Here is a 12,047-nt window from a genome sequence, read left to right as displayed (position 1 = left end):
CCCATGGGCCGTTCGGCCCTGGCGCAGCGACCATCGACTCATTGGTCGCGGGTCGGGCGCCGAGCAGGATCGATAGCGAGGGGCGTTCGCTCCGCCCACCGGACGCGTTGACTGAGGAGCAACCATGGGCAACGTAATGCAACGCCACCCGTCGCGGACTCTCGCGATGCAGGACGTGTTCGACCGGCTGGAAAGCGGAATCCTCGGCGGACCATGGCACTTCGGCACGCACGAGATCCGCATCGAGGAGACCCTGGGCGAGGATGCGTACCAGGTCAAGGCAGAGCTGCCGGGGATCGACCCGGAGAAGAACCTCGCGATCGATGTCACCGGCGATGTGCTGACCCTCCGCGCCGAGCGGGAGGAACGCACGGAGACCAAGGAGACCTCCGAATTCCACTACGGATCCTTCGCCCGCGCCGTCCGGCTGCCCGCGGGAGCGCGCGGCGACAAGGCCACCGCGGACTACACCGACGGCATCCTCACGGTCCGGGTCCCGCTGGAAGGAAAGAAGGACGAGACCACCAAGATCGCCGTCACCCGGGGCACCAAGAAGAGCTGAGACAGCGACCGGCAGCCGCCGGGCCGCGGAGCACCGCCCGCGGCCCGACGGTTTGTCCACACCGTCCTCAGTGACCACCGTCGGCATGGCCCGCGAGGTCCCGCTCGATCCGTGCGACGAGTGGGCCGACAGCGGCCGCGACGGACGGCGACAGGCCGGTGCCCGGGCCGGTGTCGGCGGCCTCCACGGCGTAGACGAGCAGCTCACCGGGCAGCCGGCCCAGCACCCGGGCCAGCTCCACCGCATCGCCCAGCGCGAAGCCGTGTGAGCTGGTCTCGCCGCAGGGCCTGCGGGACGGCGCGCCGTGGACGCGGAAGCGGTGGACGCGGCCGGGCCGGGACGGACGGGCGCGGGCGGCATCCACGACGATCGCCAGGCGGGCGCCTTCCCAGGCACCGATGACGCGGAGGGGTTCCCCGTCGGTGCGCACGAGGCCGGTGCCGCGGGGGAGCCGCCGCTGTGCGAGCCCGGTAACGACCGCCCAGCCCACGCCGTCGTCGCGGCGGTGGTCGTTCCCGATGCCGATGACGGTGACCCGTGCGGTGGAGTCGGAGGAGTCCATGGCATCGGTCCTTCCCCGCACTCGCCCCCGCCGAGTCGTCCGGCACGACCCAGGGGCCGTCCGGGGCACCCGTAGCGCTGGATGGAGCACAGCTCGGATCGTCGTCCCACTTCGGGGCCGCGACCGGTCACATACTGACCGCGTTGGCGCAGATCCGCACCGAAAGGCGGCCGATGACGGGCGAGGAAACCACCGCGGTGATCGGGCCGGAGGGGCTGGCGGCGCTCGTCCGGGTCCTGGTCGCGCGCGGCCGTACGGTCATCGGGCCGACCGTGCGCGACGGAGCGATCGTGCTGGCCGAGCTCACCGACGGCGACGACCTGCCGTACGGCTGGGGCGTCGAGCTGGAGGCCGGCCACTACCGGGTCAGGCCCCGTGAGGACGGCGCGGCGTTCGCGCACAGCGCCGGTCCGCAGTCGTGGAAGACCTATCTGCACCCGCAGCGTGAGCGGCAGTGGAGCGCCGACCGCGGGCCCGACGGCGCATGGGCGGTGACCGAGGACGACACCCCGCCGCCGTCGTACGCGTTCCTCGGCGTCCGGCCGTGCGACCTGAGGGCGATCGCCGTACAGGACCGGGTGCTGGCCGGCGGGCCGCACAGCGACAGCAGGTACCGGGCCCGCCGCGAACGGGCCTTCCTGGTCGCCGTGGAGTGCACCGAGCCGGGAGCCACCTGCTTCTGCACGTCCATGGGCACCGGGCCGGCCGTCGACGGCGGCTACGACCTGGCGCTGACCGAGGTGGTCGACGGCGGTGGGCATCGCTTCTGGGCCCGGTCCGGCAGCGACGAGGGCGCGTCGGTGCTGGCGGAGCTGCCTCGCCAGCCGGACGACCCCTCGGTCGCCACCACGGCACGGGAGCGGGTCGACGCGGCGGCCGGCCGGATGGGCCGCACCATGCCCGAGGTCGACCTCCAGGTGCTGATGCGCGAGACCCTGCACGCCGACCGCTGGAACGATGTTGCCGCCCGCTGTCTGACCTGCGGCAACTGCACCATGGCGTGCCCGACCTGCTTCTGCACCTCCGCCGAGGACGTGACCGACCTGACCGGCGACCACGCCGAGCGGTGGCGGCGCTGGGAGTCCTGCTTCGACCTGGAGTTCACCCATCTGCCGGGCGGGCCGGTCCGCGCGACCGGCCACAGCCGCTACCGGCAGTGGGCCACCCACAAACTCGGCACCTGGTACGACCAGTTCGGCAGCTCGGGGTGCGTCGGCTGCGGGCGGTGCATCGTGTGGTGCCCGGTCGGCATCGACATCACCGAGGAGGCCCACGCGCTGCACGCGGAGCGCGCGGCCGGCGGCGCACAGGGCGAGGCCACGGCGTGACGGCCGACCGGCCCGGACTCCTCGGGGCGCTGCCGCCGCCGCACCGCGACCGGTTGCTCGCCCTGGCCCATGAGGTCTCCTTCCCCGCCGGTCTGCGGATCTTCGACGAGGGCGGCGCGGCCGACCGGTTCTGGATCATCCGCTCCGGGACCGTCGCGCTGGACGTGCACGAACCGGGCCGCGGCACGGTCGTCGTCGAGACCCTGGGCGAGGGCGAACTGCTCGGCTGGTCCTGGCTGTTCGAGCCCTACCAGTGGCACCTCGGCGCGCGGACCCGCGCCATGGTGACGGCGTACGAGTGCGATGCACGGGAGGTCCGCGCCGCGATCGACGCGGACCCGGCCTTCGGCCTGGCGGTCACCCGCTGCGTCGCGGCGGTGGCCATCGGGCGACGGCTGCGAGCCGCCCGTACCCGCCTGCTGGACCTCTACGGCCCGCCCGGCGGCGCGTCGCGCACCGGAGCCGGGGGAGCGGCGCCGTGACCCCGGCCCGCCCGGACCTCGTGCCGGTTCCCTACCGGGTGCTCGCGCGCACGGACGAGACCCCCGACACCGCGGAGCTCGTGCTCGACCCGGTGGCGGCGCCCCTGCCGCCGTTCGTCCCGGGCCAGTTCGCGATGGTGTACGCCTTCGGCATCGGTGACATCCCGCTGTCGCTGAGCGGCCTGGACGGCCACCGGCTGACCCACACCGTCCGCGCGGTCGGAGCGGTCTCCCGCGCCCTGCACGGCCTCTCGCCCGGAGCGACGGTCGGCGTCCGCGGGCCGTTCGGCACCGGCTGGGAGCTGCCCGCCGCCCAGGGACGCGATCTCCTGGTCGTCGCCGGTGGGCTGGGCCTGGCGCCCTTGCGCCCGCTGGTCCGTGCCGTGCTCGCCGCCCCCCGGCAGTACCGGCGGCCGACCGTCCTCATCGGCACCCGCACCCCCGGTGACCTGCTCTGCACCCGGGACGTCGAGGCCTGGCGGGCCGCCGGTGCCCGGGTCCACGTCACCGTCGACCGGCCGGACGACGGCTGGCAGGGGGACGTCGGGGTGGTCACCGCGCTCCTCGACCGCGCGGAGTACGACCCCTCGAACACGGCGGCGTTCGTCTGCGGACCGGAGGTGATGATGCGGGCCGCCGCCCGCGACCTCGTCCACCGCGGGCTCGCCCCGGACCGGATCCGGGTATCGCTGGAACGCACCATGCACTGCGGCACCGGCCACTGCGGCCACTGCCAGCTCGGCCCGCTGCTGCTGTGCCGGGACGGCCCGGTCGTCCCCTGGTACGGCGCCGAACCCCTGCTCCGCGTAAGGGAGTTGTGAGATGGCGACATCGCCCGGCAGGACCACGTCCGATCGGCGGCCGAAGCTGGCCGTGTGGAAGTTCGCCTCCTGCGACGGCTGCCAGCTCACCCTGCTCGACTGCGAGGACGAACTCCTCGCCATCGCCGACCGGGTCCGCATCACCCACTTCCTGGAGGCGTCCAGCGCGCCCGGACCAGGCCCCTACGACCTGTCCCTGGTCGAGGGCTCGGTCACCACGGAGGAGGACGCCGAACGGATCCGGCAGATCCGCGCCGCCTCCCGCCGGCTCGTCACCATCGGCGCCTGCGCCACCGCCGGCGGGGTCCAGGCACTGCGCAACTACGCGGACGTCGCGGAGTTCCAGGCCGCGGTCTACGCCCGGCCGGACTACATCGACACCCTCGCCACCTCCACCCCCATCAGCGCCCACGTCCCCGTCGACTTCGAACTGCGCGGCTGCCCCATCGACCGCGGCCAGCTCGTCGAGGTGATCACCGCCCACCTGGCCGGCCGCACGCCCGACGTGCCCGCCCACAGCGTGTGCTTCGAGTGCAAACGCCGCGGCACCGTCTGCGTCACCGTCGCCCACGGCACCCCCTGCCTGGGGCCGGTCACCCACGCCGGCTGCGGCGCGCTCTGCCCGGCCTACGACCGGGGCTGCTACGGCTGCTTCGGCCCGTCCAACTCCGTCAACTTCCCCTCGTTCATCCCGCTGCTGCGCCGCGACGGGATGGACACCCTCGACGTGGTCCGGGTCCTGCGCACCTTCAACACCGGCGCACCGGAATTCGACGCGGTGTCGAGAGAGGAACTCCAGCGGTGACACAGCGGGAGACCAAGGTGCTCCGCGTGGACTCCCTCGCCCGCGTCGAGGGCGAGGGCGCGCTGCACCTGCGCCTCGACGACGGCCAAGTCGCCGAGGCCCACCTGAAGATCTACGAACCGCCGCGGTTCTTCGAGGCGTTCCTCCGCGGGCGCTCCTACACCGAGCCGCCCGACATCACCTCCCGGGTCTGCGGGATCTGCCCCGTCGCCTACCAGATGAGCGCCTGCCGAGCCGTCGAGGACGCCTGCGGCGTCACCGTGGACGGGCAGCTGGCCGCCCTGCGCAGGCTGCTCTACTGCGGCGAGTGGATCGAAAGCCAGACCCTCCACATCTATCTGCTGCACGCCCCCGACTTCCTCGGCCACGACAGCGTGATCGACCTCGCCCGCACCCACCTCGCCCACGTCGAACGGGGACTGGCGCTGAAGCAGACCGGCAACGCGGTCATCGAACTGCTCGGCGGCCGCGCCATCCACCCGGTCAACGTCCGCCTCGGCGGCTTCCACCGCGTACCGACCAGACAGGAACTGCGGCCCCTGGCGGAACGGCTGCGCCGTGCCCGCGACGCCGCGGAGGCCACCGTGCGCTGGGTGGCCGACTTCGACTTCCCGGACGCCGGAATCGACACCGCACTCCTCGCACTCGCCGAACCCGGCAGCTACGCCATCGACTCCGGCACCCCCACCGCCATGCCGGCCCCGAGCACCGCCGGCCTGCCCCCGGACAGCGACCGAGCCCTGCCCACCCGCAGCTTCCCGGTCCACGCCTTCCCCGAGCACGTCACCGAGACCCAGGTACCGCACTCCACCGCCCTGCACTCGCTGCTCGACGGGCGCCGCCACCTGACCGGGCCGCTCGCCCGCTACGCCGTCAGCGGCCGCTGGCTGCCGCCCGAGGTGCTCCGCATCGCGCGCGAGGCCGGGCTCGGCGATCCCCGTGACGGAACGGTGTGCCGCAACCCGTTCCGGAGCATCGTCGTCCGAGCCGTCGAGGTGATGTACGCGGTCGACGAGGCGCTGCGCCTCATCGACGGGTACGACCCCCCGCCCCGTCCCCATATCGACGTCTCCCCACGGGCGGCCACCGGCCACGGCGCGACCGAGGCACCCCGCGGCCTCCTCTACCACCGCTACACCCTCGACACCGACGGGACCGTCATCGAAGCCGACCTGGTCCCGCCGACCGCCCAGAACCAGGCCGCGATCGAGCACGACCTACGGCGCGCCGTGCAGGACCGCCTGGACTCCGGCAGCCGCGGCACGGACGCGGAGCTGACCGCGCTGTGCGAACGGGTGATCCGCAACCACGACCCGTGCATCTCCTGCTCCACCCACTTCCTCGACCTGACCGTCGAGCGGGGCTGATCCCCGACCCATCGGACAGACCCCATGGCCACCCGGGGTCCTCCAGCCCCAGCGTGGTGCCACCCGGCCCTACCGGCGCCGCCGCGCGGCGCGGCACGCTCAGGAGCACGGGGTTCCGGCGCCGGGCCGCTTCGCGGCTCGTCTCCGGGGCGTGCGGCCTGTCTCCGGGAGGAGAAGAGACATGAGCAGCAACGATCCGAGCAACCCGGTGGTGGCCGGGGTCTCCCGTTCGAAGACGGCGCGCGGCGCGGTGGAGTGGGCAGCGGACGCGGCGGTCCGGCGCGGACGCCCGCTGTGCCTGGTGCACGCCCAGGAGTGGCCGGCCGGAGCCGCACCGAAGGACCGGCACGACACACCGGACCAGATCTGGGCCTCGCACTTCCGGGCCTCCGGACAGGCCCTGCTGGACCACCACAAGGACTCCGTGGCAGGGCGGGCACCCGGCCTCCGGACCACGACGCGTCTGGAGGCCGGCCACCCGACCGCCGTGCTGCGGGAAGCCGCCGAGGACGCCGTGCTGCTCGTGGTCGGCGGACACCAGGTGTCCGGACCGGGGGAGGCGGTCACCTTCACCACGGTCGGGCGGTCACTCGTCGGCCACCCTCCGTGCCCCGTCGTCCTGGTCCCCGGGGACATCGCCCGTTACGACCCGCTCGGGCCCGTCATGGTGGGGGTAGACGGCTCGGCGGCCTCGGCTCCCGCGGTGGCCTTCGCGTTCGAGGAGGCGGCCCTGGGCGAGGCGGAGCTGCTCGCGGTGCAGGTACGTCGGCCGCGTCACGGGGACTGGCCGGAGGACATCCGGGAGTCCTTCATCGACGTATCGGAGGCGATCGCCGGCTGGCGGGAGAAGTACCCGCAGGTCACGGTGCGACAGAAGGTCCTGGTGGGGCAGCCGGCGGTGCAACTGGCCGAAGCGGCCACCGAGGCGCGCTGCCTGGTGGTCGGGTCGCGCGGGCTGGGCGGGTTCCGGGGCCTGGTGCTCGGCTCCACCAGCCGCACGCTCTCCCACTTCGCACCGGGCCCGCTGGCGGTCGTACCTCGTGAGGCCCGTGTGGACTGACCCGGGCTGCCGACGGGGACGACGGCCGGACCGGGTCACGTCCCGGACGCGCCCGAGCCGTGCCCGGTGTCACCGCGCGCCCGAGCCGCGCCCGGTGTCACCGGTCGGCGGTACCGGTGCCCCGGGAACGCGGATGCGCCGCCCGGTGAGGCGGGTCGGCCGGATGGTGATCCACTGGTACCCGCCACCGCCCACCCACGGGGCCGAGTACGCCTGCTCTTCGAGCGCGCGGGACGCGTAGAAACCGGTGACGACCTCGGCGGGCCCCACGGCCAGCACACTCCATCCCTGGCTGAACGCGTCGTCGATGTGGTCGACCTCCAGCGCGGCCTCGTGGCCGGCCACCGCGGCCGGACCGGAGTTCGCGTGGGTGCGGTAGGCGATCACGCCCTCGGCGACGGTGTAGTTGACGGGGAAGACGGCCGGGGCGTCGTCGAGGGTGACGGCCACCCTCCCGACGCCGTGCGTGGAGAGCAGTTCCCAGCATTCGGCGGGGCCGAGCACCAGCACCTCGGGGTGGGCGCCGGCCTTGCCGGGGCCCTCGGGAAGGTCGGTGGTGCGGCCCGTCAGGTCGGCGACCGTGGTGTCCAGTGCGGCGGCGAGGCGCAGCAGGAACCCGATGTCCGGTTCGGCCCCGTGCTCCTCGACGTACTGGAGATAGCCGGGTGAGGCGGCGGCCCGGGCCGCGACCTCCTCCCGGGTCAGCCCCAGCTGCTGCCTGCGCAGCGCGGCGCGCCGGCCCAGGTCACTGCGGGGCTGCCCCGGCCGGGCGCCGGATCCGGGTGCCTTGTCGGTCGTCATCACGCACACATCCTCTCGGCGAGCGGGGTCCGGCCGTGTCCGTCCGGACGGGTTCAGTCGTGCGGCACGATCGCCACGGGGCAGGGAGCGTGATGGACGGCCGCATGGACGACATGACCGATCCGAGGGACCGCGCGGCCGATGTGCCGCCGGCCGACGATCAGCAGCTGGGCGTCCGCCGCGCCGTGCAGGAGGGCGGGTGCCGGACTCTCCATCACCACGCGTTCCTCCACCCGTACGTCCCGGAACTTCTCCCGCCAGGGGCGCAGCGCCTCGGACAGCTCCTGGCGCGCGATCCCGGCCTCCTCCTCGGCGGCGGCCCGCTCCTTGGCAGCACCCTGTTCGGAGGCGAACAGCGGAAGGTCTCTGCCGTGCACCGCGTGGAGCGGGACGGCCCGCCGGGCGGCGGTCTCGAAGGCGAAGGCCAGCAGCCCTTCAGACGGGGCATGCAGGCTCACGCCGACCGCGATGCCGTCGCCGTCCTCGGTGGGCGGGATGTCCTGCCGTGCCCGGACCAGGACGACCGGGACCGCGACCCGAGGCACCAGGTCGAGGCCGGTCTCCCCGAGTGCGAAGCGCGCCGCCGGTCCCAGCCCCCGCGACCCCAGGACGAGCAGATCCGCCTGCTCGGCGGCTTCGACCAGGGCGTCCAGCGGCGGTTCGTGCACCAGGCTCACGTCGACCGACAGCCCCGGGTGCGCCGACACGACCGTGGCCCTTGCCTCTTCGAGGATGCGGTCCGGCCAGTGCGGGGACTCCGTTGCCGTGGACGGTGCGCCGCGCGGTCCGGCGGTGAGCGGGTGCCAGGCGGTCAGGATCCGCAGCCGGGACTGTCGCAGCCGCGCCTCGTGTGCCGCCCAGCGCGCCGCCGCCAGGGCCTGGAGGGTGCCGTCCACCCCGACGGTGACGACGTTCCTCATCACGGCGACCGCCTCTCCGGCGAGCGGCCCTCGTCGACCCTGTCGTCCGGTTCGCCAGGGGCCGGAGTTCCCTTCAGGTCCTCGGACACCGACACCACCCCGTCGACGCTCGCGCACATCCGCACCAGCACCGGAATCAGCAACGGGTCGGTCACCGTGCCGTGCAGCGCCACCTGGCCCCGCACGACCTCGGCGGTGACCCCCGACGCGCCGAGACGTGCCGTGCGCCCGATGACCTCGTGGGTGATCTCCTCCTGGATCGCGTCGTCCCTGCGCAGGAAGACGCGCAGCAGATCGCTGCGGCTGACGATGCCCAGCAGCGTGTCCGTCTCGTCGACCACGGGGAGCCGCTTGACGCTCTGCACCTCCATCAGGCGTGCCGCCTCCACCACCGTCCACTCGGGATGGGCGCACACCGCGGGGGCGGACATCAACTCACCGGCGGTGCGGCCCTCCGCCCGGGCCCGCTCCCACGCCTCCAGATACGGCAACGGGGTCCTGCCGGACAGATCCGATCGATCGGCCGCCTTCCGCAGCAGATCGGCCTCCGAGACGATGCCGGCCGGTCTGCCGAGACCGTCGAGCACCGGCACGGCGCTCACCGCGTTGTCGGCGAGCGTCTGCACGATCTCCTTGAACGGGGTGTCGAGCCGGACGCTCACGACCTTCCGGGTCATCAGCTCACCTATCGTGCGGTGCTCCATCTCCGCCTCCTTCGGCCGCGGCGGCCGGCCGTGCGGCCACACCTCCAGCGTGGCCGGCCCGTGGACGCCGGGCATGAGCCACTCGGCCCCAACAGCCGGCCGGCCGTCCCCGCGGGCCGACCGGTCCGCGGCGAGACCCCGACGGCGTACGACAATCGCCGCTCGGCGCCCGGGCCGGGCCGGAGGCCCCGCCGGAAAGGGCCGGTCAGCCCCCGCACAGGGCCCGACCGACCCTCCACTTCCGTGGCCGTGCGCGCTTCCCTGGACATGACGAGGAGGACGCGAGGACGCGGAGCAGCGGAGCGAAGCCGCGCACCGCGCAATCCGGGCCCGCGAGAAGTGGGCGGTCCTCCTCGCCTCTTTGCGTGTGCGCGCACCGAGGCCGTTCGGCCCATCACCTCGCGCCGAAGAGTCCCTGTACCGGGCACCGTGCGCGTGCGCACTCTGGTGGCGACCGGCCAGGCAGATCCGGCGGCCGTACGCCACCGCCGCGAACCCGGGAGACACCACCATGACCACGACACCCTTGCTCAATGTGCTCCCAGCCGAAGGGCGGGCCCGCCTGATGCAGTTCGCCGACGAGGTGTCGTTTCCGGCGGGGACGCGGATCTTCGAAGAACGTGGGCTCGCCGACCGCTTCTGGATCATCCGCACCGGCTCGGTCAACCTCGACATCCGAGTAGCGGGGCGGCGGCCGACCGTCGTCGAGATGCTCGGCCACGGCGATCTGCTCGGGTGGTCGTGGTTGGTGCCTCCGTACGCCTGGCGCATGGGAGCGGAGGCATTCACCCCCGTGCGGGCCTATGAGTTCGACGCGACGGCGGTACGCGCCCTGTGCGACGCGGATCCGGCACTCGGCCTGGCGGTGACCCGCCGGGTCCTCGACGTCGTCGCCCGCCGCCTCCAGGCCACGCGGCTTCGTCTGCTCGACATGTACGGCCCCGGAGCAAGCACCATGCCGGCCCCGCCGTGAAGGCGATGGCCCTCGCCCTCGCCGCGGCTCCGGAGGAGGGACAGACCCATGCGGGTACGTGAGGTGATGCGCAGTCCGGTGGTGACGGTCACGCCCGACACCACGCTGGCGGAGACCGCCCGGCGGATGGCGGAGAGCGTCGTCGGATGCGTCGTGGTGACGTCCGGTCCGGCGATCCACGGCATGGTCACCGACCGGGACGTGACCGTGCGCGGATTCGCCGTCGGGTTGAGTGCGACCTCTCCGGTCAGCAGTGTGATGACCGCGCCGGTCCGCACCGTCGGGGCGGACGACGATGTGGACGAGGCGTACCGCATCATGCGCCGGGCGGGCGTGCGCCGCCTGCCCGTCGTGGACGAGGGCCGGCTCATCGGGCTGGTGGCGCTCGACGACCTGCTCATGGACGTGGCACGACGCCTCGGCGAGCTGCTGGGACCGCTGTCGTGGTGCGCACTGGCCGAGCCACCCGGCCCGCCGCGTTCCACCGAGCGCGCGGGCGAAGGGGACCGGGCCCCGGGACTGTCCGCCCTCCCGCATGAGCGGCCGGTGGCGGATGTGCGACCGCGGTAGCGCGGGTGGCATCCGTCTCCCCCGGGCGTGCGGTGGTGTCTGCGCCGGCCGTGGCGAGGGCCTCAGCGGGTGTTGCCGGCAGAACTCACGGGCACACTGACGGGCGCCCCGGAATCGGTGGATGCCGAGGTCGCCGATCGGCGCTGCCGGTAGGCCCGTTGCCGGCAGGCGCGGGAGCAGTAGTCCCGTGGACGTCCCCTGTGCACCCCGTCGAACTCGGCGCCGCAGACCGCGCACCGCCCTGCGGGGGGCTGCGCTTCAGCGACACCATTTGCGTCACGCTTTTCGTCACTTCGGCGCCGAATGAGCAGTTCGACGCCGTCGAGAGTGCGGGCGAGGCCGAAGTCGAAGGGGTCCTCGGGCTCGTCGAAGCCACCGGCCTGCCACAGGCGACCGAGCGCGGGGTACGGGGACATGTGCGCGACCAGTTCCTCCCGGCTGCGCCACCACTGCGCGTTCGAGATGCCGGACTCCCGTTCCTCGCGAAGGGCTTCGTGGGCCTGCTGGGCGGCGGTCGTCACAAAGCCGCCGACCAGCGAGACCATCGCGATCGCCTCGGAAGCCCGCAACCCCGTCCGCTCGGCGATCCGCAGCGCGCGGTCGTAGTCGGCCATGATGTTCGGGCCGGGCAGTCGCCGGCTGCCGGCGGTGTGCGCAAGCCACGGATGCCGTAGGTGCAGGGCCCAGCGCGCACGGGCCCACGCCTCCATGCCGCTGCGCCAGTCGCCGTTCTCGGGCTCGGGGTGGTCGGGTGCGACCATGTCGAGTTCGCCGACCACGGTGTCCCGCATCAGCTCGATCAGCTCCGCCTTGCCGGGTACGTGCCGGTAGAGCGACATCGTCGTGAAGCCCAGCCGCTCGGCCACCCGCCGCATGGACAGCGCGGGCAGCCCTTCGGCGTCGGCGACCTCGATCGCCGCCGCGACGATCCCGGCCAGGTTCAGCCCCGCTCTGCCGTGGCTCTCCTTGGCGCCCCAGAGCAGCTCGACGGTGCGTCCAGGATCGGCCGCCGTGTTCTCCTCGGTCATGCGCACTCCCCTTCCCATCCTTGACGTCCACCCTAGTCCGGTGTTTATGGTGTACGCATACGTG

Annotated in this window: 14 protein-coding genes; 9 read left to right on the top strand and 5 right to left on the bottom strand. The window is 73.5% G+C overall.

Annotated elements, in window-relative coordinates; genetic code table 11:
* Positions 1–124 precede the first annotated feature (124 nt).
* Positions 125–562, top strand: coding sequence for an Hsp20/alpha crystallin family protein (locus tag AB0C96_RS25930; protein WP_362920296.1), 438 nt, complete (start codon positions 125–127; stop codon positions 560–562).
* 67 nt (positions 563–629) lie between these two features.
* Here the strand turns inward: AB0C96_RS25930 and AB0C96_RS25925 are convergent, their stop codons facing one another.
* A complete protein-coding gene (locus AB0C96_RS25925) occupies positions 630–1,124 on the bottom strand; it encodes a hydrogenase maturation protease (RefSeq protein WP_362920294.1) in 495 nt (164 codons plus the stop codon).
* A 173-nt stretch (positions 1,125–1,297) separates the two neighbouring features.
* Between AB0C96_RS25925 and AB0C96_RS25920 the strand changes: the two genes are divergently transcribed.
* The 6 genes from AB0C96_RS25920 (at position 1,298) to AB0C96_RS25895 (ending at position 6,987) form a co-directional block, all read left to right on the top strand.
* Entirely contained in the window at positions 1,298–2,452 is a 1,155-nt protein-coding gene (locus AB0C96_RS25920; protein ID WP_362920293.1) for a 4Fe-4S dicluster domain-containing protein, read from the top strand.
* On the top strand, positions 2,449–2,934 hold the full coding sequence (locus AB0C96_RS25915) for a cyclic nucleotide-binding domain-containing protein (protein ID WP_362920291.1): 486 nt from the start codon (positions 2,449–2,451) through the stop codon (positions 2,932–2,934). The genes AB0C96_RS25920 and AB0C96_RS25915 overlap by 4 nt, the downstream gene beginning before the upstream one ends.
* Positions 2,931–3,755 (top strand): FAD/NAD(P)-binding protein, encoded by an 825-nt coding sequence (locus tag AB0C96_RS25910; RefSeq protein ID WP_362920290.1) that lies wholly within the window; start codon positions 2,931–2,933, stop codon positions 3,753–3,755. The genes AB0C96_RS25915 and AB0C96_RS25910 overlap by 4 nt, the downstream gene beginning before the upstream one ends.
* A 1-nt stretch (position 3,756) precedes the next feature.
* On the top strand, positions 3,757–4,560 hold the full coding sequence (locus AB0C96_RS25905; RefSeq protein ID WP_362920288.1) for an oxidoreductase: 804 nt from the start codon (positions 3,757–3,759) through the stop codon (positions 4,558–4,560).
* Entirely contained in the window at positions 4,557–5,927 is a 1,371-nt protein-coding gene (locus tag AB0C96_RS25900; protein WP_362920286.1) for a nickel-dependent hydrogenase large subunit, read from the top strand. The genes AB0C96_RS25905 and AB0C96_RS25900 overlap by 4 nt, the downstream gene beginning before the upstream one ends.
* Before the next feature lie 181 nt (positions 5,928–6,108).
* Positions 6,109–6,987: a universal stress protein gene (locus AB0C96_RS25895; protein ID WP_362920284.1), complete on the top strand. Its 879-nt coding sequence runs from the start codon at positions 6,109–6,111 to the stop codon at positions 6,985–6,987.
* Positions 6,988–7,056: 69 nt separating this feature from the next.
* Here the strand turns inward: AB0C96_RS25895 and AB0C96_RS25890 are convergent, their stop codons facing one another.
* From AB0C96_RS25890 to AB0C96_RS25880, 3 genes are read right to left on the bottom strand one after another with little or no spacing between them, the layout of a single operon-like run.
* A complete protein-coding gene (locus tag AB0C96_RS25890; RefSeq protein WP_362920283.1) occupies positions 7,057–7,788 on the bottom strand; it encodes a pyridoxamine 5'-phosphate oxidase family protein in 732 nt (243 codons plus the stop codon).
* Between the two features lie 53 nt (positions 7,789–7,841).
* A complete protein-coding gene (locus AB0C96_RS25885) occupies positions 7,842–8,708 on the bottom strand; it encodes a universal stress protein (protein WP_362920281.1) in 867 nt (288 codons plus the stop codon).
* The gene (locus AB0C96_RS25880) at positions 8,708–9,412 is read right to left on the bottom strand and encodes a CBS domain-containing protein (RefSeq protein ID WP_362920280.1); all 705 of its coding nucleotides are present in this window, start codon (positions 9,410–9,412) and stop codon (positions 8,708–8,710) included. Before AB0C96_RS25880 ends, AB0C96_RS25885 begins: the two co-directional genes overlap by 1 nt.
* 511 nt (positions 9,413–9,923) lie before the next feature.
* Between AB0C96_RS25880 and AB0C96_RS25875 the strand changes: the two genes are divergently transcribed.
* A complete protein-coding gene (locus tag AB0C96_RS25875; protein ID WP_362920278.1) occupies positions 9,924–10,385 on the top strand; it encodes a cyclic nucleotide-binding domain-containing protein in 462 nt (153 codons plus the stop codon).
* Positions 10,386–10,433: 48 nt separating this feature from the next.
* A complete protein-coding gene (locus tag AB0C96_RS25870) occupies positions 10,434–10,955 on the top strand; it encodes a CBS domain-containing protein (protein WP_362920276.1) in 522 nt (173 codons plus the stop codon).
* 62 nt (positions 10,956–11,017) lie between these two features.
* Here the strand turns inward: AB0C96_RS25870 and AB0C96_RS25865 are convergent, their stop codons facing one another.
* The gene (locus tag AB0C96_RS25865) at positions 11,018–11,983 is read right to left on the bottom strand and encodes a TetR/AcrR family transcriptional regulator (RefSeq protein WP_362920275.1); all 966 of its coding nucleotides are present in this window, start codon (positions 11,981–11,983) and stop codon (positions 11,018–11,020) included.
* Between the last annotated feature and the right edge of the window lie 64 nt (positions 11,984–12,047).

Origin of the sequence: Streptomyces sp. NPDC048506 (genome assembly GCF_040651315.1) — a bacterium.
Classification (GTDB): Bacteria; Actinomycetota; Actinomycetes; order Streptomycetales; family Streptomycetaceae; genus Streptomyces.
This window is presented reverse-complemented; position numbering and strand designations above follow the sequence as displayed.